Source organism: Kocuria massiliensis (assembly GCF_900169715.1).
Lineage (GTDB): Bacteria > Actinomycetota > Actinomycetes > Actinomycetales > Micrococcaceae > Rothia > Rothia massiliensis.
The window spans coordinates 1,400,289-1,422,402 of sequence record NZ_LT835161.1 but is presented as its reverse complement, the minus strand read 5'-3'; the positions used below and the strand labels follow the sequence as shown (position 1 = coordinate 1,422,402).

19 protein-coding genes are annotated in these 22,114 nt (G+C 60.6%); 14 read left to right on the top strand and 5 right to left on the bottom strand.

Annotated features, from left to right (window positions below; genetic code table 11):
• Positions 1-97 precede the first annotated feature (97 nt).
• The 4 genes from gcvH to B9Y51_RS10650 all read left to right on the top strand — a co-directional run bounded on the left by gcvH (position 98) and on the right by B9Y51_RS10650 (position 2,761).
• Complete coding sequence (gene gcvH, locus B9Y51_RS10665) at positions 98-484, top strand: glycine cleavage system protein GcvH (RefSeq protein ID WP_085529632.1); 387 nt, start codon at positions 98-100, stop codon at positions 482-484.
• 235 nt (positions 485-719) lie between these two features.
• Entirely contained in the window at positions 720-1,172 is a 453-nt protein-coding gene (locus B9Y51_RS10660; RefSeq protein WP_048678866.1) for an FHA domain-containing protein, read from the top strand.
• Positions 1,169-1,912: a transcriptional regulator FtsR gene (ftsR, locus tag B9Y51_RS10655; RefSeq protein ID WP_053089942.1), complete on the top strand. Its 744-nt coding sequence runs from the start codon at positions 1,169-1,171 to the stop codon at positions 1,910-1,912. Before B9Y51_RS10660 ends, ftsR begins: the two co-directional genes overlap by 4 nt.
• Before the next feature lie 249 nt (positions 1,913-2,161).
• Positions 2,162-2,761 (top strand): MerR family transcriptional regulator, encoded by a 600-nt coding sequence (locus B9Y51_RS10650; protein WP_048679028.1) that lies wholly within the window; start codon positions 2,162-2,164, stop codon positions 2,759-2,761.
• 99 nt (positions 2,762-2,860) lie between these two features.
• Here B9Y51_RS10650 and B9Y51_RS10645 read toward each other — a convergent pair whose 3' ends face one another.
• A complete protein-coding gene (locus B9Y51_RS10645; RefSeq protein WP_425432073.1) occupies positions 2,861-3,658 on the bottom strand; it encodes a ParA family protein in 798 nt (265 codons plus the stop codon).
• A gap of 273 nt (positions 3,659-3,931) precedes the next feature.
• Between B9Y51_RS10645 and B9Y51_RS10640 the strand changes: the two genes are divergently transcribed.
• Both B9Y51_RS10640 and B9Y51_RS10635 read left to right on the top strand, forming a co-directional pair.
• On the top strand, positions 3,932-7,378 hold the full coding sequence (locus tag B9Y51_RS10640; protein WP_085529631.1) for a pyruvate carboxylase: 3,447 nt from the start codon (positions 3,932-3,934) through the stop codon (positions 7,376-7,378).
• Between the two features lie 148 nt (positions 7,379-7,526).
• A complete protein-coding gene (locus B9Y51_RS10635; protein ID WP_048678857.1) occupies positions 7,527-8,951 on the top strand; it encodes a mycothione reductase in 1,425 nt (474 codons plus the stop codon).
• A 78-nt stretch (positions 8,952-9,029) separates the two neighbouring features.
• On the opposite strand, the gene B9Y51_RS10630 is transcribed toward B9Y51_RS10635, so the two are convergent.
• Together B9Y51_RS10630 and B9Y51_RS10625 are read right to left on the bottom strand one after the other, a co-directional pair.
• A complete protein-coding gene (locus B9Y51_RS10630; RefSeq protein WP_085529630.1) occupies positions 9,030-10,868 on the bottom strand; it encodes an AMP-dependent synthetase/ligase in 1,839 nt (612 codons plus the stop codon).
• Complete coding sequence (locus tag B9Y51_RS10625; protein WP_085529629.1) at positions 10,865-11,716, bottom strand: alpha/beta hydrolase; 852 nt, start codon at positions 11,714-11,716, stop codon at positions 10,865-10,867. Before B9Y51_RS10625 ends, B9Y51_RS10630 begins: the two co-directional genes overlap by 4 nt.
• A gap of 146 nt (positions 11,717-11,862) precedes the next feature.
• Between B9Y51_RS10625 and B9Y51_RS10620 the strand changes: the two genes are divergently transcribed.
• Both B9Y51_RS10620 and B9Y51_RS10615 read left to right on the top strand, forming a co-directional pair.
• Complete coding sequence (locus B9Y51_RS10620; protein WP_321174086.1) at positions 11,863-12,840, top strand: lysophospholipid acyltransferase family protein; 978 nt, start codon at positions 11,863-11,865, stop codon at positions 12,838-12,840.
• 91 nt (positions 12,841-12,931) lie between these two features.
• Entirely contained in the window at positions 12,932-14,323 is a 1,392-nt protein-coding gene (locus tag B9Y51_RS10615; protein ID WP_085529628.1) for a class II 3-deoxy-7-phosphoheptulonate synthase, read from the top strand.
• 109 nt (positions 14,324-14,432) lie between these two features.
• On the opposite strand, the gene B9Y51_RS10610 is transcribed toward B9Y51_RS10615, so the two are convergent.
• Positions 14,433-15,818, bottom strand: coding sequence for a protein kinase domain-containing protein (locus B9Y51_RS10610; protein ID WP_158088292.1), 1,386 nt, complete (start codon positions 15,816-15,818; stop codon positions 14,433-14,435).
• Between the two features lie 66 nt (positions 15,819-15,884).
• Between B9Y51_RS10610 and B9Y51_RS10605 the strand changes: the two genes are divergently transcribed.
• On the top strand, positions 15,885-16,253 hold the full coding sequence (locus tag B9Y51_RS10605; protein ID WP_048678845.1) for an Rv2175c family DNA-binding protein: 369 nt from the start codon (positions 15,885-15,887) through the stop codon (positions 16,251-16,253).
• A gap of 46 nt (positions 16,254-16,299) precedes the next feature.
• On the opposite strand, the gene B9Y51_RS10600 is transcribed toward B9Y51_RS10605, so the two are convergent.
• Positions 16,300-17,409 (bottom strand): polyprenyl synthetase family protein, encoded by a 1,110-nt coding sequence (locus B9Y51_RS10600; RefSeq protein WP_048678843.1) that lies wholly within the window; start codon positions 17,407-17,409, stop codon positions 16,300-16,302.
• Between the two features lie 113 nt (positions 17,410-17,522).
• Between B9Y51_RS10600 and dinB the strand changes: the two genes are divergently transcribed.
• From dinB to ftsL, 5 genes are all read left to right on the top strand, one after another.
• Positions 17,523-18,812 carry a DNA polymerase IV gene (dinB, locus tag B9Y51_RS10595; protein WP_245826157.1) on the top strand — a complete coding sequence of 430 codons (1,290 nt, stop codon included), beginning with the start codon at positions 17,523-17,525 and terminating at the stop codon, positions 18,810-18,812.
• 93 nt (positions 18,813-18,905) lie between these two features.
• A complete protein-coding gene (locus tag B9Y51_RS10590; RefSeq protein WP_085529625.1) occupies positions 18,906-19,301 on the top strand; it encodes a DUF3040 domain-containing protein in 396 nt (131 codons plus the stop codon).
• 328 nt (positions 19,302-19,629) lie between these two features.
• A complete protein-coding gene (gene mraZ / locus B9Y51_RS10585; RefSeq protein WP_048678836.1) occupies positions 19,630-20,061 on the top strand; it encodes a division/cell wall cluster transcriptional repressor MraZ in 432 nt (143 codons plus the stop codon).
• A gap of 184 nt (positions 20,062-20,245) precedes the next feature.
• Positions 20,246-21,238, top strand: coding sequence for a 16S rRNA (cytosine(1402)-N(4))-methyltransferase RsmH (gene rsmH / locus B9Y51_RS10580; RefSeq protein WP_085529624.1), 993 nt, complete (start codon positions 20,246-20,248; stop codon positions 21,236-21,238).
• Positions 21,235-21,936: a cell division protein FtsL gene (gene ftsL / locus B9Y51_RS10575; RefSeq protein WP_085529623.1), complete on the top strand. Its 702-nt coding sequence runs from the start codon at positions 21,235-21,237 to the stop codon at positions 21,934-21,936. Before rsmH ends, ftsL begins: the two co-directional genes overlap by 4 nt.
• Positions 21,937-22,114 lie beyond the last annotated feature (178 nt).

Here is a 22,114-nt window from a genome sequence, read left to right as displayed (position 1 = left end):
GAACGTGTCCCATGTAATAATGGTGCCGGTGTTGCCAGGCGTGGCACCGGCACCATTGTCATAGATTTCTCACTACCTTTTCCTCGAAAGGCGCCTTATGAGCAACGTTCCCGCCGAGCTGTCGTACACCGCCGAACACGAGTGGATTTCCCGCCCAGACGGGGACGGTCTGGTGACTGTCGGAATTACCGACCACGCGCAGGATGCCCTGGGCGATGTTGTTTACGTCGACCTTCCCGAAGTGGGTTCTCAGCACGAATCGGGGGAGTCTTTTGGTGAGGTCGAGTCCACAAAGTCGGTTTCCGACCTTTACATGCCCGTCACTGGCGAGATCGTGGCAGTCAATGACTCCCTCGCCGACTCTCCGGAGATTCTGAACTCTGATCCTTACGGCGACGGATGGCTCGTCAAAATCCGCCCTTCGGACGCAGGGTCTTTGGGCGGACTGCTGGACGCCCAGGGGTACGAAAGCGAAATTGCCTGAGCTGTTGGAGAATATCCGACCAATTCACGGGTGAACCGGCAGAACTTTTCAGGTCCTCCGGCTAGACTTTAAGTCTCAGGCGCAGGTCCAGGGTTTGGACCGTCGCGCGGTCGTTTGTCGCGGATGCGCGATGACGCACCGACCACGCCCTGCGGAATCGATGAGGAAGGCCCCTCAACCTTCCTTCACCGGCCGATGCGACGCGAGTGCGCCCACATTACTTAAGGGGAAGAATATGTCCGATCATCACGATCCGAGCCCGGATACCACCGTCTTCGGTCTGGCGGCAGCCAGCCCGGGGGTGCGGCCGCAACGTAAACTGGCCGAAGAGGAAATTGCCGCAATTAAGGCCCTTCCCGCGGAATCGGCCCTGTTGATCGCCCAAGAGGGCCCTCAACACAGCGCCCGTTTCCTCCTGGATGCGAGCATGGCCCAGGGCGGCGCGAGCAACGAAGGTATCGTCGCGGGCCGGCACCCGGATGCCGATATTTTTCTCGACGATGTGACCGTCTCGCGGCATCACGCCGTCTTCCAGTTCAACGCAGGCCGTTTCGACCTGACCGACGCAGGCTCGTTGAACGGAACGTACATTAATGGGGATCGGGTGGATCACGTGACCCTGAAGAGTGGGGACGAGGTGCGCATCGGAAAGTTCGCCTTCGTGTACTACTCGAGTGACGCTCAGTGAGCGCTGCGGAGATGTCGACGAACGAACCGGACACCTCCGGGGAGCCTTCCGAAGCCGCGGAGACCAAGGATAAGACCATCGGCCAGGTGCTGAGTCACTTGGAAGAATCATTTCCCGAGCTCACGGCGTCCAAGATTCGCTTCCTGGAGGATCGCGGCCTGGTGTTCCCGCAACGGACGAATACCGGCTACCGGAAGTACTCGAGCCAGGACATCGACAGGCTACGGTACGTGCTGACTCTGCAAAGGGACCAGTATCTTCCCCTCAAAGTCATTAAGGCGAAGGTCGAAGAGCTCGAGCAAAACGGATTTCCGAACGACGTTACCGAGACCCGTATGACCGATGCGTCGGAGATTCAAAACCAGCCACGAGAACCACGAAAGTTCACCCTTCGGGAGCTGTCGCGGAAAACCTCGGTGGACCTGCCCATGCTGCGGGAGCTCATCAATTACGGCCTGATCGAAGAAGGGTCGGATGGAACATTCGACGAGTTGGCCGTTCAGGTGACGGAGCTGTGCTCGCGGCTGACGGCGCATGGGTTGCAGCCACGTCATTTGCGCCCTTTCCGCGCCGCGGCCGACCGCGAGGTCGCGTTGGTGACTCAAGCGGTTGCCCCCATGGCCAGTCGGCGCGACGAGCGGTCTCAAGAGAAGGCATCGCAGACGGCGCGCGAAATTTCTTCGCTGTGCACCAATCTTCACGCCACGCTGGTCGCGGATCAGGTGGAAAAGACTTGGTAGAGTAAGGGGCACTCGCACGGACACGTGCGAATCACTCACACCTACAGAGCTTGCCTCTGGGACACGGTCAAATGTCTTTGACCCGACCCGGGGATGGCTTTAGCGTCTACTACGACTGATGACTTCCCCGGATCATGAAGGAGGACCCTCGTGGGCCAGAATGGATCGCACGACGACCCACGACGGGATCGCCTGAATATCGCTCGGACAGAAGAGCTGCGCGTGGCCGACGCGCCGGCCTACGATGAAATGCAACTTCCTGGCATGGAAGACATCGTCCCTTCACCACCGAAGGGCCGTCAGGGCATGTTGTTCGATGAAGATCTCGTGGCGCTCGACGAAAACATCGGTTACCGCGGCCCCGTGGCGTGTAAGGCCGCGGGCATCACGTATCGGCAGCTGGACTACTGGGCACGCACTAAGCTTGTGGAACCAACGGTTCGCGGTGCCAAAGGTTCCGGTACGCAACGTTTGTACTCATTCCGCGACGTCTTGGTCCTCAAGATCGTCAAGCGACTCCTGGACACGGGTGTTTCACTGCAACAGATTCGCTCCTCCGTCGAGCACCTGCGGACTCGCGGCGTCGAGGACCTTGCAGAAATCACCTTGATGTCCGACGGTGCGAGCGTTTACGAATGCACCTCGCCGGATGAGGTCATCGACCTCGTGCAAGCTGGTCAAGGCGTCTTCGGCATCGCGGTTGGTCGCGTCTGGCGGGAACTGGAGAATAACCTCTCGACCATGCCCGGCGAAGACATGCGTGCCCCCTTGCAACAAGAGTCCGGTGAGGACTTCCCAGGAGACGAACTCTCGGCCCGACGGGCTGCCCGTCGCAACGCTGCGGGCTAGCCGCAAAAATATCCTTTCAACGCACAGGGCGACCAGTGAAAACTGGTCGCCCTGTGTCGTCGTGTCATCACCCGGGTTTCCCCGATGCGAGAGGTTTGCTTAGGCCGAAATGAGGCCGCCCAGAATCGTGTCGAAGGCCTGAGCCATGGCGACCGCCGATTCATCGCCGGACCACGAATGAACGGGGGAGGCCGACCCCTGAATCTGTTGCCACACGGCGGCGTCGTTGATGGTAGGAGAAACCACGAGTTTGCCGAACATGCCTTGCAATTCTTCGATGCGGTATTGGTGTTCGGCCGAGTCCGACTGCACCTTATTGACGACGACGCTGGCGGCCTGAACCTTGAATTCGTTCTCGGATTCGAAACGGGCGATGGCTCGCATGGTGCGTTCCGTGCCGGCCACCGAGAACAGGCTGGGCTCCGCGACGGCGAGGACCTTTTCTGAGGCCGCCCAGGCGATCATCGTGAGGGTGTTCAACGTGGGTGGGCAATCGATGAGGACGAGGTCGTAACGGGTTGTTCCCTGCAATGCGGTCCGCAAACGGCTGAGGTTTTTTCGCGTCGGCGGAAGATGATCGAAGGTCACGGATCCGGAGGAGCCGACGACGACGTCCAGACGCGGGCGTCGTCCCGAAGCGCGGGTGGTGGACCACCCTGCGGGTACACACGCGGCCTCAACGGACCGGCGTTTGGGGGTCCGGAGAACGGTGGCGGCATCGGATCCCGCGGAGGTGTGAGTGGACACCGCCAGCCCCGTGCTGGCATCACCGTGTGGGTCGAGATCCACGACGAGGGTGCTCAGCCCACGCGCGGCGGCGGCCGAAGCCAATCCCAGGGTGACTGAGGTCTTTCCAACCCCGCCCTTCAGGGAGCTGATACTGACAACCTGCGTCACACATACCTCGCGATGGCTTGGAGATGGGAAATTCACACCCATCATATCCATCGACGAAGTCTTGACATGCCGGAAAGACGCACCGGGAAGCGACGTCGCGTAGAAAATTGACGTCTACCAGGTCACAGACTTCGCCGTTGCAGATTGGTCGCCTAAGTTAGGAATCACACCAGAGTCCGTAAGATATGAAAGACGACGAGCACCGTGCTCTCATCGTCCAGACAAGCCCGGAACGCCACGAAAATCGTGAGTTGCGGGCGGAAACGGTTATCAATGTTCTCCAAGATCCTGGTCGCCAACCGTGGCGAAATTGCGATCCGCGCATACCGATCCGCGTATGAGCTAGGCGCCAAAACCGTAGGCGTCTTCCCCTTCGAAGACCGCCATTCAATTCACCGTCAGCAGGCGGATGAGGCGTATCCCATTGGCGAAGAAGGGCATCCCGTTCGTGCTTACCTGGATGTTGACGAGATAATTCGCGTCGCCCAAGAAGCGGGAGTCGACGCCATCTATCCGGGGTACGGATTCCTGTCCGAGAACCCTCGGTTGCCGGAGGCCGCAAAAGAAGCCGGAATTACTTTCATCGGTCCTCCCGCGGACGTCCTCGATCTGGCGGGAAATAAGGTTGAGGCACTCAGGGCCGCCCGACGTGCGGGAATCCCCGTGCTGGATTCCACCGAGCCGTCTGCCGACAAAGAGAAATTGTTGGCCGAGGCAGACGAGATCGGTTTTCCCATCTTCGTCAAAGCTGTGGCCGGTGGCGGCGGTCGAGGAATGCGCCGCGTCGACTCCCGGGAAGAACTTCCCGATAAGCTGTCCGCCGCCATGCGTGAAGCCGAAACTGCCTTTGGCGATCCGACCGTATTCCTGGAGCAGGCCGTGCTCCGGCCCCGGCACATTGAGGTGCAAATTCTGGCCGACGCTGAGGGGAACGTCGTCCACTTATTTGAGCGAGACTGCTCGTTGCAGCGGCGTCACCAGAAGGTCGTGGAGATTGCGCCCGCCCCGCATCTCGATGAGAACATTCGTCAGGCCCTGTACCGCGATGCCGTGAAATTCGCGAAGGAACTGGGCTACGTCAACGCGGGTACCGTCGAGTTCCTGGTCGATACCGCCGGTGAACGAGCCGGTGAACACGTCTTTATCGAAATGAACCCCCGGATTCAGGTCGAGCACACCGTGACCGAAGAGATTACGGACATCGACCTGGTCCAGGCACAGATGCGGATTGCCGCTGGCGAGACCCTCCCAGAGCTCGGCATCAGCCAAGAGACCCTGCGCGTTCGGGGTGCCGCGTTGCAATGCCGCATCACCACCGAGGACCCAGCGAACGGGTTCCGGCCCGACGTCGGGAAGATCAGCGCGTACCGTTCCGCAGGCGGCGCGGGCGTCCGATTGGACGGCGGCACCGTCTACGCGGGCGCTGAAATCTCGCCGCACTTCGACTCCATGCTGTGCAAGGTCACCTGCCGGGGTAAAGACTTCACGACGGCGGTCCAAAGGGCGCAACGCGCGCTTGCCGAGTTCCGCATCCGCGGCGTGGCGACCAATATTCCCTTTATTTTGGCGGTCTTGGAAGACCCGGTATTCCAAGCCGGGGATGTTTCTACTCCGTTCATTGATGAGCACCCCGAGTTGTTGACGAAGAAGCATTCTTCGGACCGTGGCACCAAGGCGTTGACCTACCTGGCCAACGTCACGGTGAATCAGCCGAATGGGCCGCGCATCGAGGGAATTGATCCGCGCACCAAATTGCCGCGTTTCCCCGGGGACAAGGTCGAAGAGCCGTTCCGCAGTCCCTTTGACGATCCGGGACAGGTTCCGCCTGAAGGCTGGCGTCAGAAGCTTCAGCAGCTGGGACCGGAGGGATTCGCGAAAGCCCTACGGGATTACAAGCCTCTGGCCGTGACGGATACGACCTTCCGGGACGCCCACCAGTCGTTGCTCGCTACCCGGATTCGCACCCGTGACCTGCTCGCTGCCGCGCCCGCCGTCGCCCACGTGACCCCTGAGCTGTTCTCCGTCGAGGCGTGGGGCGGGGCCACCTACGACGTCGCGCTGCGATTCTTGGGTGAAGACCCCTGGGAGCGATTGCGTCTGTTGCGTGCCGCGATGCCCAATATCCCGATCCAGATGTTGCTTCGTGGGCGAAACACGGTGGGTTACACCCCGTACCCGACCGAGGTCACCGACGCCTTCGTGCAGGAGGCGGCGGAAACCGGCGTCGACATTTTCCGCATCTTTGACGCACTCAACGATGTCTCGCAGATGGAACCGGCGATTCGTGCGGTTCGTGAGACGGGAACCGCGGTTGCCGAGGTGGCAATGTGCTACACCGGCAACCTTCTGGACCCGGAGGAGAAGGTCTACACCCTCGACTACTACCTGGGGTTGGCGCAGGAGATCGTGGACGCGGGCGCTCATATTCTCGCCATCAAGGACATGGCGGGTCTGCTGCGTCCGGAAGCCGCTCGCCGCCTGGTCTCGGCCTTGCGGGAAAAGTTTGCCGACGTGCCGGTCCACCTGCACACGCACGACACGGCCGGTGGCCAACTTGCGACGCTCTTGGCCGCCTCCGAAGCGGGGGTCGATGCCGTGGACGTCGCCGTGGCATCCATGGCGGGCACAACCAGCCAGCCGTCCGAATCTGCCCTGGTCGCGGCGTTGGCACATACGGATCGGGACACCGGCTTGGACCTCGACGCCGTGTCGTCCCTGGAACCGTACTGGGAGTCCTTGCGGGCGATTTACGCCCCATTCGAGAAGGGGCTCTCTTCTCCCACGGGCCGGGTGTATCAGCATGAGATTCCCGGCGGACAATTGACGAACTTGCGCCAACAGGCGATCGCTTTGGGCCTGGAGGAACACTTCGAAGAGATTGAAAACACCTACACGGCCGCCAACAGGATGTTGGGAAACATCGTCAAAGTGACTCCATCCTCGAAGGTCGTGGGAGACCTCGCCCTCCAATTGGTGGGCATGAAGGTGGATCCCGAGGAGTTCGAGGCCAACCCCCAGAAATTCGATATTCCGGAATCCGTGATCAGCTTCCTCAACGGCGAGTTGGGAACGCCGCCGGCCGGATGGCCGGAGCCTTTCCGGACCAAGGCGTTGGAAGGACGCCGTTCCACTCCGTCGATTACGGAGATCTCGGACGACGACAAGAAAAACCTGCAGGGCGATTCGCAGACTCGACGAGACACCTTGAACCGCTTGTTGTTCCCGGGGCCAACCAAGGACTTCCAGGCGACGGTCGACGAATTCGGCGACGTCTCTGTCTTGCATACCCGCGATTACCTCTACGGGATGATGGAAGGGCGCGAACACGTCATTTCCTTGGGCAAGGGAGTGCGTCTGCTCGCGACGATGCAGGCCATCTCGGAGCCCAACGACAAGGGCTACCGAACGGTGATGTGCACCCTCAACGGTCAGCAGCGTTCCATTGACGTCCGCGATGAGTCGGTTGAGTCCTCGGTACAGGCTGCGGAGAAGGCTGACCCCTCGACACCGGGACACGTCGCGGCTCCGTTCGCGGGCGCCGTCACCATCACCGTCTCGGAAGGGGACCAGGTCAAGGAGGGTGACCAAGTTGCGACCATCGAAGCGATGAAGATGGAGGCTTCCATCACGGCGACGACCTCAGGCACGGTTGGTCGCGTTCTCTTCAACGACGTACGGCAGGTGGCCGGCGGAGACCTCGTGATCACCATCGATTCCTAACGGTTCCGTGATGAGGGAATGACGACGTGGCGGGTCATGGCTTCGGGAATGAAGCCGTGGCCCGCCATGTTTTATGCGGTAGACGCTCGCGAGGCCGGAATAATGCATGGTGCCCCGCATATGGTGAATTCTGAAATGAGGAGACAGCATGGCAGATCATGACAATCAAGAGGTCCACGAGTATGACGTGGTCGTGGTGGGGTCTGGCTCGGGAAACAGCCTGATCAACCACGAATGGCGTGACAAGAAGGCCGCCATCATCGATGGAGGTGTCTTCGGAGGCACCTGCCTGAACCGCGGTTGCATACCGACCAAAATGTTTGCTTACCCGGCGACGACGGCCCGGCACGGTCTGGAGATCGACGCGCTGGGCGTCACGATGGAACGTCAGCAGGTTCGCTGGCGGGAAATCCGTGACAGGATTTTTGGTCGTATTGATGCCATTTCCGAGAGCGGCAAGGAATACCGAGAGGGGCTCGAGAACGTCGACCTCTATAGCGAGTACGCCACGTTCCAGGACCCGCACACGCTGGTGACTGCCTCGGGACAGCGGGTTCGAGGACGCCACGTCGTCATCGCGGCAGGGTCTCGTGCGGTGCGCCCGAATATCCCAGGGATAGACCTCCCTGGGGTTCACACCTCCGACACCATCATGCGGATCGAGGAGCTCCCCAAGCGAGTCGTCATTGTGGGCGGTGGATTCATTGCCGCAGAATTTGCGGGCATCTTCTCCGGCCTGGGATCAGAGGTGATTCAGGCTAATCGGTCAGAGCGGGTATTGCGTGAACATGACGCCGACGTCGCCACGAGGTTCGCCGAGGTTGCGGGCCAACAGTGGGATGTGCGGTTGAACACCGGCATTGACGCGATCGAGCAGGTCGACGGCGCTTTAAGCGTGACCCTTCGTGAAGGAAATTCGACGACCACGGAAACCGCCGACGTCGTGCTGGTCGCGACGGGACGTGTATCGAACGTCGACAGCCTGGGCGCGGAATCGGTTGGGCTGGACGTGGACAACGGCGTGCTATCCGTTGACGAATACCAGCGGGTGCTTTCCGGAGGACAACCGGTGCCCGGGCTCTGGGCCTTGGGTGACGTCAGCTCGGAGATCCAGTTGAAGCACCTGGCCAATGCCCAAGAGCGCACGGTGCAGCACAATATTCATCACCCGGAGGATCTGCGCTCGACGGATCAGCGATTCGTTCCTCATGCTGTTTTCACCAATCCTCAAATCGCGGCCGTCGGTCTGACGGAGTCTGAGGCTCGGGAAAAGGCTCAAACCGAGGGCTTTGAGATCAGCGTCAAAATCCAGGACTTTGGAGATGTCGCGTACGGCTGGGCCATGGAGGACCACGTTGGGTTCGTCAAGCTGGTCGCCCGAAAGGACACCGGGGAACTGCTCGGGGCTCACCTGATCGGTACCGAATCATCCATGTTGATCCAGCCACTGATCCAGGCCATGAGCTTCGGCCTGACGGCCCACGAGATGGCTCGCGGACAATTCTGGATTCACCCCGCGTTGACGGAGGTCGTGGAGAACGCGCTCCTGGGCTTGGACGTCCCTGGTAACTGACGCCGGTTCAGAGGAGTTCGTCAGTTAACCCACAGGAGGGGCGGGAATTATCCCGCCCCTCCTGTGGGTTTCGTGCCCTTAGGACGTGGGCTTCTTCTGCGCATAGATACTGTCGATGATCTCCGCGTAGTCCTTCATGATTTGGGGCCGTCGAATCTTCAGGGACGGTGTGAGGTGTCCGGACTGTTCGGTGAAGTCCTGCGGAATGATGCGGAACGCTCGCACCGACTCGGCCTTGGAGACGTTGTCATTGGCGCGGTCGATGAGCTCCTGGACGGCGTGCTGAACCTCCTCGGACTCGGCGGCGGCTTCAGGGCTCATGGTGGAGTCCAAGCCCAGCTCGCTGAGTTGCTTAGGGAGAGTCTCCTCATCCAGCGTGATCAGTGCGGCAATGAAGGGCCGCTGGTCACCGATCACGACACACTGCGACACCAGGGGAGACTTCCGAATCTCGTCTTCGACCAACCCCGGAATCACATTCTTTCCGCCCGCCGTCACCAGAATCTCTTTCTTGCGACCGGTAATTTTGAGCATGCCCCGATCGGTCAACTCCCCGAGGTCGCCCGTTCGAAACCAACCGTCCTCCGTGAAGGAATCCGCGTCTGCTTCTGAATTCTCGTGGTAATGATCGATGACTCCCACACCGCGGCAGAGCACCTCACCGTCGTCGGCAATGCGAATATCCGTGCCGGGTAGTGGGGGACCCACCGTGCCGATCTGAAAATCTTTGACCGTTCCCACGGTGAGGGGAGCCGTGGTTTCGGTGAGGCCATAGCCTTCCAAAATCTTGATGCCCACGGCATGGAAGAAGTGCCCCAAATACGTCCCGAGGGGCCCGCCACCGGAGACCGCATAGGAAACTCGTCCGCCCATCGCTTCGCGCAGCTGTGCGAAGACGAGCCGGTTGACCACGGCGTATTGACCAGCGAGCAGGGGAGAAGGCTTTCGGCCCGACATGACGGTTTCGGACCATTTCACTCCGATGCGTTCGGCCGCATCGAAGATTCGTCCCTTGAGTCGGCTTGCGTCGTGCGCCGTTGCTCTGGCCCCGTTATAAATCTTCTCGAAGACCCGAGGCACCACCAGGAGGAAGGTGGGGCTGAAGGACTTGATATCGCCGGTCAGATGCTTCAGGTCCGGGCAGTGACCGACCACGACGCCGGCGTCGATCGACAACACATGGATATAGCGAGCAAACACGTGGGCGAGAGGAAGGAACAACAAGGTCGAATTCTGAGAGCTCGCCACTTCGGGAATGGCTTGGCGCGCCGAGGCGCACAGTTTCACGAAATTCGCGTGGCTCAGGAGGCAACCCTTGGGTTTGCCGGTGGTGCCGGAGGTGTAGATGATCGTCGCGGCATCGTCGAGTCGCCGGGAGGTGCGGGAGGCTTCCAGCTGAGAGTCATCGACCGAAGCGCCGAGTTTCTTCAAAGCGCTCAGTGAGGCTTGGTCCGACTCCGCGGCGTCGATCTGCCATACATTTTCCACAGCAAGGTCAGCGTGTTGGGTGGCACGCCGGACGGCCGCACTGTGCTGACGGGACTCGACAATGACGGCGCGAGCACCCGAGTCTCCCAGAATCCACGCAATCTGCGACGGCGACGACGTCTCGTACACCGGCACCGAAACACCACCGGCGTAGGCGATACCGAAATCGATGACGGCCCATTCGTAGCGGGTCCGCGACATGATCCCCACTCGGTCACCGGGGCTAATACCCGCGGCGATGAGCCCTTTGGCCACCGCCACGACCTGTTCGTGGAACTGGCGGGCGGTAATGTCTTGCCATTCCCCTTCGGCGCGCTGGACCTTGAAGAGCAGCTCGTCCGCCTTGTGCGGGAACTTGGACTCCAAGAGATCCGAGATATTGGTCTTTTCATCGAAGCGTTCATGGAGCTCGACCGACGTCGATTTCATGGGGTCCTCTCTAGTGCGTGCTCTTCGTCCAATAGATGGCTCCCCGGGCGTGCGAGGCGGAAACCGTGACTCGCGAGAAAATCGAGGGAGCCGCTAAAAATGGTGGGTGCGTCGTAGTCCAGTGTGGCGACGTGATAGCTGGAACTCAGCCGAATCAATTCCGGTTCCGGCCGGAGATGAGCGACGAGGTATTCGTGACTCGCGTCGGTCACCACATGATCGGTGAGGGAGCGATAGATCCGAACGGGTGCCGTGACGGCGGGGAGAACTTTGCGCGCTTCCTTCATCAACTGGTGAAGTTGCGCGGCGCCTTTCAATGGCGCCTCCGGGTAGGAGCCTTCCGTCACGCCTGGCCGGGCGATATCGTCTCCCACACCCTTGACCGTGGGGATGAGGGGCGCGAGCCATCGGGCGACGGGCATGAGCTTCATGGGATCCATGACCCCCGGATTGACGAGGACCACCGCGTCTACCGTGCGTCGAGCCGCCACGTGAAGAGCCAACGCACCGCCCATGGACAGCCCAGCAACCGCGATGCGTTCCGTGCGCGACTTGAGCCGCCAGTACGCGTCGTCAACGGCTTGGGCCCATTCGTGCCACGTCCTCGTGGACATGTCATCCACCGTGGTTCCATGACCGGGGAGGAGCGGCATTTCCACCGCCAGCCCGGCCGCGGCAAAGGATTCCGCCCATGGCCTGACGCTATGAGGGGAGCCCGTAAATCCGTGAAGTACGAGGACGCCGTCGGGTCCGCCCTCCCACGAACCGGCAGAAGTATCGACGGACCTCTCACGGTCAGCCGGCGCCGCATGACGGCGTCGACTCCAATGATCTGTGATGTAGCCCATAATTCCATTCTGTCATGACTCTGAGTCCGAGTCCTGCATCGGTGCACGTGGGAATCCGGGATGTGACCGGATAGTCTTTTAACAATCACGCGGCGGGGTCACCAACCGCGGCAATCGGTCTGAAGGGAAAACTGATCGTGCTTTACATGCTCCTCAAGCGTTTCGTCGTGGGTCCGGTGATGAACCAGACGTTCAAGCCCGACGTCGAAGGCCTGGAGAACATCCCCGCCAAGGGAGGAGCGATCCTCGCCTCTAACCATTTGTCCTTCGCCGACTCCGTGTTTCTGCCCGTCGCCGTGGACCGCCAGGTCTACTTCTTGGCAAAATCCGAGTACTTCACCGGCCAAGGGATCGTCGGCCGGGCCACCGCCGCCTTCTTCAAAGGCATTAACCAAATCCCGATGGACCGTTCGGGCGGCAAAAAATCGGCAAAGTCGCTGTCGCAAGCGGCTCAAACACTCGCGGATGGCAAGCTCCTGGGGATCTACCCGGAAGGCACGCGGTCTCCAGATGGCCGGTTGTACAAAGCTAAGGTTGGGGTAGCGAGGCTGGCCTTGGAATCTGGTGTACCGGTTATTCCGGTCGCGATGATCAATACCGAGAAGGTTCAACCCAAGGGTCACAAGCTCCCGCGACGAACCACTGAAGACGGCCGCCGCATCGATACCGTTCGCACGATCATCGGTGAGCCGTTGGATTTTTCCCAGTACGCGGGGCGAGCATCGGAACACGCCGTGCAACGCACCGTGGCCGATGAGATCATCCAGGCCATACAGCGGCTCTCGGGCCAAGAGTACGTGGATGTCTACGCCGCCACGGTCAAGGCCGCCATGGAGAAGCAACGGGTGCAGGACGCGAAGGCAGCAGTTTCTGAGGTGCTCGACAAGGCGAAGCAACGTACCCAGGCATCGGTCGAGTCCGCGAGAGCCAGCGTCGAGAATGCCAAAGAACGCATTCAACCGGGTCTCGATCGTGTCGAAGAGAAGCTCCACGAGGCACGTGCTCGCGTGGACGAATCCGTCAAGAACGCGCAGCAACGGCGTTCCTCAGGGGAAAAGTCGTCGACGGGAGACTCGGAGGAAGACTCCTCGAACGCTGTCGCGCATGAGGCGGACCGGGGATAGCTTTAGGGCTGTGACCTAAAGCAATCTCGAATATCGACATAATTTCGGCCGGATCACGGCGCAATCGCTCGCGTTCCGTACACTGGTTCGCATGACAGATCAGTTGAATTCTCACCAGGCACTTTTCCGGACCTCGACCGCGCCGTCGGCCAAGGACTATCCCGGCCTGGACGAGTGGCGGGGCCTCTCAGCTGATCAGCAACCGACCTGGGCGGAGCACCCCGCATTTGATCGCGTGGTCTCGGAATTAGAGTCTGTTCCGCCGCTCGTCTTCGCGGGTGAAGTCGATCAAATGCGACAGCGATTGGCAGAGGTCGCCGAAGGCCGTTCGTTCTTCTTGACGGGTGGCGACTGCGCCGAAACGTTCGCGGACGCCACCGCTGACAAGATCAGCGGTCGAGTTCGGACGTTGCTCCAGATGGCCGTGGTGCTGACTTACGGCGCGTCGATGCCTGTGGTCAAGATGGGGCGCATGGCGGGACAATTCTCCAAGCCCCGTTCCTCGAACCTCGAAACGAGGGGCGATGTGACTCTCCCGACCTTCCGGGGAGAGATGGTTAATGGATTCGATTTCACCGAGGAAGCCCGGCAACACGATCCTGAGCGTATGTTGCGCGGTTACCACACGTCGGCCTCGACGCTGAACCTGATTCGGGCCTTCACGACGGGCGGTTTTGCCGACCTGCGTTTGGTGCACGAGTGGAATAACGGATTCGTTTCTAACCCAGCCAACGCCAGGTATGAGTCCCTGGCCCGGGAAATCGACCGAGCCATTCGGTTCATGGATGCCTGCGGCTCGGACTTCGACGCGATTCGCGGGACCGAGTTTTACGCGGGGCATGAGGCCTTGCTCCTGGATTACGAACGGGCGCTGACTCGTATCGACTCGCGCACCCACCTGCCGTACGACACCAGCGGGCACTTCCTCTGGGTGGGGGAACGCACCCGGGGTCTCGACGACGCCCACGTGAACTTCTTGTCCAAGGTTCATAATCCGATCGGCGTCAAGCTCGGCCCGACGACCAGCGTCGACGACACCCTCCGGCTCATCGACAAGCTCGACCCCGAACGTAGCCCGGGGCGCCTGACATTCATCACCAGGATGGGCGCCTCGAAGATCCGTGAAAACCTTCCGGCCCTGGTCGAAGGCGTCCGCGATGCGGGTGCGAAGGTCGTGTGGGTCACCGACCCGATGCACGGAAATACCATCTCCGTACCGTCCGGCTACAAGACCCGCCGTTTCAACGACGTCGTCGACGAGGTACGAGGTTTCTTCGAGGTCCACGACGAGTTGGGGACCATTCCCGGAGGAATCCACGTGGAAATGACGGGTGACGACGTCGCCGAATGCTTGGGCGGCTCGGACGCCGTCGATGAGGCGGCATTTGCGGACAGGTACGAGACCCTGTGTGATCCGCGTCTGAACCACATGCAGTCCCTCGAGATCGCCTTCCTGGTCGCGGAGTACCTCGCCAAGCGGTAACTCTCAGCCTCCAGAAACGAACAAGGCGCGGCGTCGTCGTCCAGATGGGCGATGATGCCGCGCCTTGAATGCGTACGGGCTCATGTTGAGTTGATCAGACGGGGGCTTGTCACGCGCTCGACGGGGTTGCGGCTACTCCCGTGGGCATGCCGTACGAGACAACCGATGGGTCATCTGACAGAATGCTGACGCCCACGAGCCACCCCAGGTAAGCAACCATGCAGGCGGCCAACACAAAAATGAGGATCCATACCCACGCACGGTAGGGCTCTGTGGAGCCGAGGACATGAGTAGGCACCGCGGGATGACTGCTGTGTGCCTCGGCTTCGCGCCGCGGTGGAGCGCCGGTGCTATCGGGCGTGGGTCCGGTGGGCATCACCCGCGTTGCGGCGTCGAGAGGTCTCTGCGCGGCGACGCTTTCGGTCATGGGCTCCGCGGCCACGTTCTCCCGGGGACGGTCCGCCATGGCGTGCTCTTCCGGAAGATCGGTATCGACTGCAATTCGCGATGCCTTGGACCCTGTGGTCGGAGCGCGCAATTCCTGGAGTTGCACGGGTCGGGTGTGGCTCGCGGTCTCCAAGCCACTAAACAGATCTGCCGAATCTTCTCGGTACCCCGGGGGCCTGCGGTCCAACGCGTCGTCGGTGAGGCGACGAGAAATGTGGACGAGCTCGCCATGGAGGTCTTCGGCATCCTGAGGGCGGTTTTCCGGATCCTTGGCGCAGCACCACGAGATGATTTCGACGATTTCGGGGTCCACGTCAGGGAAACGACGGCGGATGTCCGGCATCACTTCATCAACGTGGGCCATCGACACGGCGTAGGGTGTCTCGCCGCGAAATGGAGGAACCCCGGTGAGGAGCTCGTACATCATGATCCCCACCGAATAGTTGTCCGCGGGCTTGCCAGCAGGCCGACGTTGTACGAGTTCCGGGGCGATGTAGTTGGCCGAACCGACCAGGCTCAAGGTAGCCGACTCCGCCTGTACTCGTCGCGTCAGGCCGAAATCGGTGACTTTGACGGAGCCGTTCGGTGACGTCAGTACATTTTCCGGCTTGACGTCACGGTGTACGAGGCCGATGTGATGCGCGGCGGCCAGGCCCTCGGCGAGAGGTATGGCGACCCGCAGGGCCTCTCGCACGGTCATGGGGGAGCGCCTTTTAATGAGGTCCCTCAAGGTGGCCCCGTCCACCAGCTCCATCACCAGGTAAACGACCGGGTCTGGACCGCTCTCGTCCATGCCTTGATCCCACACCGTGACGACGTGAGGGTCTGAGATGGCCGCTGCCGCTCGGGCCTCATGAACGAATCGCTCCATGGCCTCGGGAGTCGAGCCGACCGAGTCCTTCAAGACTTTGACGGCCACCGGACGATCCAGGCGGGTATCCCGTCCGCGGTAGACAACTCCCATGCCTCCTCGGGCGATCATGTCTCCGAGGAGGTAGCGACCCTCGAGGGTCCGGCCGGTCAGTGGTCCCGGTGCAGTCCTCTTCATTGAACCGATTGTAGGCGATCGGCACATTGGGCGTGCTCGTTCCGTCCGGTGGTTTAGCCTAGAGACGTGAGTTCTAACGAAAAAACACGCGAGTTATTTGACCTGGTCGGCGACTGGATCACCATTCCCGACATCGCTGAGAGCCTGGACGTTAAAGTGACCCGGGTTCACACTTTGATCTCCGATCGTCACCTGTTGTCCGTACGAGACGACGATGGAGTGCGGAGAGTCCCGGCGCTCTTCATGCGCGACGGCGAGGTTCTCGATTCGCTTCGAGGGACGCTGACGGTCCTCGCGGATTCGGGATTCGACGACGAGGCCGCGATTCACTGGCTCTTTACCGCAGATGATTCGCTACCCGGCCGGCCCATCGACGCGTTGCATGAAGGCCGAAAAACCGAAATCCGACGCCGCGCCCAAGCACTGGCCTGGTAAGGAACCCGAGTGGTGCCGTCGTGTGAGAGGCGGCATCACGTGGGTTTTAGGAACTCCGGTGCAAGGCGCGAGAAGCCATGGATCGAAGCGCCTCGGTGATCCGGTCATCCGCGTTCAGGCGTCGTAGCGCCGCACTGACTTGGCGCTCGGTCGTGGAGATGATGGACTCTGCCTCGTCCAGCGCGCCGCTCGCGCGGATGATGTCTCGCAAACGATTGACGGTGGATTCATCCATCGTCGGGTCCCCGAGATGGGTCTCGAGGAATGCGACGTCCTCCGGTTCGGCGCCGCGTTCTGCCAGCGCAATCAGAATGGTCCGCTTGCCTTCCCTCAGATCATCTCCGGCGGGTTTCCCCGTGACTTCGGGTTCGCCATAGACGCCGAGGACGTCGTCACGCAGCTGGAAGGCTTCACCCAAGGGAAGTCCAAATTCCCGGAGACGCTGCAGTAATTCTTGATCGGCACCCGCCAACGCCGCACCGATGGTCAACGGATGCTCACACGAATATTTGGCCGATTTGAAGCGAATGACCGTCGACGCGCGGTGCAGAGCGTCGTCGGGGTCTTCGATGCCCACGACCTCAGAGAGGCCGTCGAGGTATTGTCCGGCCATCACCTCGGTGCGCATGAGATCGAAAATGCGCCGCGCATGCCGGGCGGCGTCGGGCTGGACCTCCACCGTCGCGAATTTCGCCTCGGAGAAGGACAGGCACATATCACCGGCGATAATTCCACTCATCGTTCCGAACTGGGCGGGATCCAGCTCCCAATGTTCGTCTCGATGCATCGATTCGAAGGCCTTATGTAGAGCGGGACGGCCCCGGCGCGTGTCAGAGTGATCGATGATGTCGTCGTGAATCAAGGCCGCCGACTGAAAGAGCTCGATGGCGGCACCGGCCTTGACGATTTCGGGGGAGTCTGCCGAACCGCCAGCGGCCTGCCAACCCCAGAACGCCAAGAGCGCCCGCATGCGTTTTCCACCGAGGCACAGCGCTTCGATTGCGTCCACCAATGGGAGTGCTTCGTAGGAAACGTCGAGAATGGTCAAGCGTTGACGGTTGAGGAAATCTCGAATCGATTCCTCGACCGCCTGCACGAACTCCCGCTCCGCGGCGGTTCGGCGGGATGCGGCGTCGTCCGGGGCGGCGTGATTCACGGCAACGATTCCTGACTTCCCGGGGACAAAATATTCCTGGGAATAGTGGCGTGTAATGAGTGTTTTCTATTTTACGGGGTCTGGAGAGAATTGGAGGAGCCATGTCGGGGAGCGTGCGTGGATTTGACGACCGCGTGATCATGCACGTGGATATGGACGCCTTTTTCGTGGGGGTTGAGCTGCTGACGCGGCCAGAACTCGTGGGCCAGCAAGTCGTTGTGGCTGGTTCGGGTACGCGTTCCGTGGTCCTGTCGGCCTCTTACGAAGCCCGTGACCTGGGAGTGCGGTCCGCGATGCCCGTGGCTCGCGCCCGACAATTAGCGCCCCACGCCGTCTACATCGATCCGACTCATGGAGCCTACCGCCGTTACTCCCGGCAGGTGATGGAAATTCTGCGTCAGGTCACAGACCTGGTGGAGCAAGTCAGCGTGGACGAGGCCTTCCTCGACGTCACGGGAGCCATCCGGAGAATGGGGAGTCCCGTGGCGATTGCCCGGCGGCTCCGGGCGGACATCCAGTCAGCCACGGGATTAGTCGCATCCGTTGGTATCGCGGGAAATAAATTCCTGGCCAAAATGGCCTCAACCGGTTCAAAACCCAATGGATTATGGATTGTTCCCGATGCCAAAGTTCACGACTTTTTGGATCCCCTGCCCGTTCGGTCGTTGTGGGGAGTCGGGGAAAAGACGGCTCAAAATCTCCACGAGGCCGGATTCGACACGGTGGGTGCCGTCCGTCAAGCTCCCCTCGACTATTTGGTGAGGCGGCTCGGCAAGGCCTCGGGTGCTCACCTATACAACCTGGCCCGGGGAATCGACGACCGTCCCGTCGTGACGGAACGGGTGGAAAAGTCCATGGGAGCGGAGCACACCTTCAGCTACGACACCGACGACGTGCGTGAGATCAAGACGGTGTTGCTTCAGCTGAGCCACGACGTCGCGCGCAGGCTTCGGGCAAGTGGCCGACGGGCATACGGCGTCGCGATCAAGGTTCGCGATGAGAGCTTCCGTACCGTAAGCCGTGCACGTTCCCTGGACCAGGGAGCGAAAACGGGACGTGAAGTGTACGACGCCGCCGAGCGCCTATTCGACGATTTAGGCCCGGTAGCTTCGCGGATTCGGTTAGTGGGTGTGCGGGCGGAACGACTAGACCTGCACGATTCGGGCCGGCAGCTTTCGCTCTGGGACGCGGCGTCCTCCGATCAGTTGGTCGCGGAAGGGGAGTGGGACCATGCGGAGTCGGCGATGGACCAGATTCGGGAAAAATTCGGGCCGACGGGGCTGCTACCGGCGCGCCTCCTGAAGGGCGCGGTGGCGCCTCGATACGAGAAGGAGGGGAAAGCTAGGACAGAGGATAGCGAAACTCCTCGCCTCCGGGACGACCTACGAGGTTCCTCCCAGTGAAATTGATCCCAGGAAGCACTATTCTTAACGGACGGATGACGGACGGTTTCCCTGGCCGTCACAGCATCCCGGCCCTGGGAAGAGGAGACGACCATGCCACTGTCTGAACACGAGCAGAAGTTGTTGGACCAGCTCGAACAGCAGCTGAATGCCGAGGATCCGCATTTCGCGCAGTCCATGCACTCCGAGACGACCTCGTCTACTCGAGATCGAGGCGGAATATCCGTGCGGTATCTGGTGCTGGGCATCGTCATCGCGGTCGTGGGGTTGGTGGGTGTACTCGCTGGCGTTGCGTCCAAGCTGGTCGTCGTGGGAGTCGTAGGATTCGTCGTGATGGGGCTCGGCGTCTACGTGGCAACACTTCGCGGCTCCAGCACGAAAGGTCACAAGCGCGGTTCTGCACATGGTGCTCCGAAATCCGCCGGTTCGTCGTCGTCCTTCATGCGACGTTTAGAAGAGAAATGGGAGGAACGGAACAACAGAGGCTAGGCCTCCACTTTCCTCCCCACTGTCCTCCACCAGGAGGCTGGGCCGACACCTTGTCACGGTGTCGGCCCTTTTTTGTGCCCAAAAACGTCGATGTGCACCACCACGAGGGCGAAGCGTTTGCACGTCCTCCACCACGTATCCGCCCCGGAATAGCAGCGTTCTGCGGCCGTGGACGGGGGTGTTCCTCCAAGATATGGAGGAAAAGTGTTGCATGTGGAGGGAAGTGGAGTAAAGTGGTGGGCGCAGGAGCAATAAGGGTGGTTCCTTATGTTTCTGTGGCATTCGACCAAGAGAGTGCACGCAATGTATTCAGGGGAGGCGGTGGCGAATGTTCCTCGGAACGTACTCGCCTCGCCTCGATGACAAAGGGCGACTCATCCTGCCGGCCAAGTTCCGAGACGAACTCTCGGAGGGCTTGGTGTTGACCAGGGGACAGGAGCGTTGCCTCTACGTCTTCAGCGAGTCGGAATTCGGGCGGGTGCATGAGCAAATGCGCCAAGCCCCTATTTCGTCGAAGCAGGCCCGCGACTACATTCGCGTGTTTCTCTCGGGTGCGTCGGATGAGGTGCCCGACAAACAGGGTCGTGTCACGATTCCCTCCTCGTTGAGGGAATATGCAGGTCTTGAGAAAGAGCTGGCCGTGATCGGCGCTGGGACCCGGGCCGAGATTTGGGACGCGGATGCTTGGAACGAGTACCTGCGAGAAAAGGAATCGGAATTTTCGGAAACCGATGAAGAGGTGATCCCGGGGCTGATGTGACCTCTGGTGCGTGATCTCCAGCCGACGATTCGGAATCGTCCTGGCTCAACTTCCCCTGAGCCAGGCCATATTGAGGGCCGAATTCGTTTGGATGGGGACCAGGCAGCAGTGTTCTTGCCGTAGGGGTGCGGAAAAGCGCAATTTCGCGCAACTGAGTAGCCACGAGGAGAAACGGAGGCCTTTGATGGATGCAAAGACCTCTCACGAGGAGCGGTCGGCACGTGATCGTCACGTTCCCGTACTTTTGGAGCGGTGCGTGAACTTGCTTGAGCCCGCTCTCTCGGGCCAACGCCCCGTGGTCATCGATGCCACCTTGGGAATGGGTGGACATACCGAACATCTCTTGCAGCGGTTTCCGGCGTTAACGGTGATCGGTATCGACCGTGATGCTCAGGCCCACCGATTGGCCGGAGAGCGGTTGAAGCGCTTTGGTGACCGTTTCCAGCCCGAGCACGCAGTTTACGACCAGATTCCAGAGATCGTTCGGCGCCGTGGCCTACAGGGCGTCGACGGCGTTCTCTTCGATCTCGGAGTTTCGTCCTTTCAACTCGATGAAAGGGAGCGAGGCTTCGCCTATTCCTTCGATGCGCCGTTGGATATGCGCATGAATGTCGACGATGATCTCACCGCCGAGGTTGTTGTGAATGAATATGACGCAAATCACCTCCGGCGCATACTCCGCAACTGGGGCGAAGAAAAACTTGCCGGTCGAATTGTTCAATCTCTAGTTGAAGTTCGTCAGGATCACCGAATTGTCAGTACGGGTGAACTCGTGGAGATCATCAAGAAGGCTGTTCCAGCCGCGGCTCAGCGACATTCGGGTCATCCCGCCAAGCGAACCTTCCAGGCCCTTCGGATTGAAGTTAACCATGAGCTTGAGGCTCTCGAGGCCGCAATTCCCGCCGCACTGAATTCTCTTACCCTTGGGGGCCGTGTCGTAGCCATGAGCTATCACTCACTTGAGGACAAAATTGTGAAGCGTGGGATGACGGCTTTGGCGGTCTCCACGGCCCCCAAAGGTTTTCCAGTCGAATTGGAAGAACACCGACCCGAAGTCAAGATCTTGACTCGCGGCGTCGAGAATCCAACCGACGAAGAAATTGACAATAATCCGCGCGCGGCCTCCGCAAGGTTGCGGGCCGCGGAACGAATCCGCGAATCTAGGACGGCTTCATGAGTGCAGAACCGCAGTACACAGACTCGGAAACCGAGAATGGTGTACCCGCCGCCCTCAACCTGAGTGCGGTCAAGGAGCGACGCAACCTTCGCGTCGTCGGGGATGCCGAAGTCGAAGAACTCGAGCATGAGCTGGCCGTGGCCCCGGAGCCGCGTCGTCGTCGCCCGCTCGCCACCGCCACGGTCGCACGTCGTCGCCGACGGCTATCGCTCGTGATTGCCACTGTACTGGGTGTCTTCATGACCCTGGGCGTGGTCCTTCTGCTGAATATCTCCTTGTCTTCAAATCAATACAAACTCGTGGACCTTCGCACTCAGGAGCGTTCCCTCACTGAGGACAATCAGAAAATGAGTCAGGAGATCGAATATCACCAGGCTCCTCAGAACTTGGCGATTCGCGCTTCACAGCTGGGAATGGTCTCCGCCAGCGATCAGGCGCAGCTCGATCTTAAAAACTCGAAGATCAGCGGCACACCCGCTGCGGCACAAGCGGCCCCGTCGGACGACGCCGAGGCGAAGAAGAACGGTCAGACCAACTTGATCGATCCGCCGCTGGAGAGCGACACCGACGCCGCCAAGCAAGCCGAAGATCAGAAAAAGCAAGCCGACCAAAAGAAGCAAGCCGACCAAAAGAAGGACGACAATAAAAAGTCGGACCAGCCGTCTGCACAACCCTCTCAGAGTGCTCATTCGAACTAACAGGTAGGGGCTGAAACTTTAGCGAGGTCACAGCGTCCTTGACAGGTCGTGAGTGGTGAGGTCGATTGTGGTGGTTTCCACTCTCGGACCGCCAGGATCGTTCAGTTCGAGGCTCTAGACTAAGAAATTCGGTCCAGATCCCGGTCGGCGCTTGATCGCCGACGCAGGGAGATGAAGA

Bases quoted from the DNA above. Each gene is read 5' to 3' on its own strand.
- B9Y51_RS10625 (WP_085529629.1), bottom strand. From the start codon at position 11,716: ATGGGCTACATCACAGATCATTGGAGTCGACGCCGTCATGCGGCGCCG.
- ftsL (WP_085529623.1), top strand. From the start codon at position 21,235: ATGAGTGCAGAACCGCAGTACACAGACTCGGAAACCGAGAATGGTGTA.
- B9Y51_RS10620 (WP_321174086.1), top strand. From the start codon at position 11,863: ATGCTCCTCAAGCGTTTCGTCGTGGGTCCGGTGATGAACCAGACGTTC.
- B9Y51_RS10650 (WP_048679028.1), top strand. From the start codon at position 2,162: ATGCAACTTCCTGGCATGGAAGACATCGTCCCTTCACCACCGAAGGGC.
- B9Y51_RS10610 (WP_158088292.1), bottom strand. From the start codon at position 15,818: ATGAAGAGGACTGCACCGGGACCACTGACCGGCCGGACCCTCGAGGGT.
- B9Y51_RS10660 (WP_048678866.1), top strand. From the start codon at position 720: ATGTCCGATCATCACGATCCGAGCCCGGATACCACCGTCTTCGGTCTG.
- B9Y51_RS10590 (WP_085529625.1), top strand. From the start codon at position 18,906: ATGCCACTGTCTGAACACGAGCAGAAGTTGTTGGACCAGCTCGAACAG.
- mraZ (WP_048678836.1), top strand. From the start codon at position 19,630: ATGTTCCTCGGAACGTACTCGCCTCGCCTCGATGACAAAGGGCGACTC.
- B9Y51_RS10635 (WP_048678857.1), top strand. From the start codon at position 7,527: ATGGCAGATCATGACAATCAAGAGGTCCACGAGTATGACGTGGTCGTG.
- gcvH (WP_085529632.1), top strand. From the start codon at position 98: ATGAGCAACGTTCCCGCCGAGCTGTCGTACACCGCCGAACACGAGTGG.
- rsmH (WP_085529624.1), top strand. From the start codon at position 20,246: ATGGATGCAAAGACCTCTCACGAGGAGCGGTCGGCACGTGATCGTCAC.
- B9Y51_RS10630 (WP_085529630.1), bottom strand. From the start codon at position 10,868: ATGAAATCGACGTCGGTCGAGCTCCATGAACGCTTCGATGAAAAGACC.
- B9Y51_RS10615 (WP_085529628.1), top strand. From the start codon at position 12,932: ATGACAGATCAGTTGAATTCTCACCAGGCACTTTTCCGGACCTCGACC.
- B9Y51_RS10640 (WP_085529631.1), top strand. From the start codon at position 3,932: ATGTTCTCCAAGATCCTGGTCGCCAACCGTGGCGAAATTGCGATCCGC.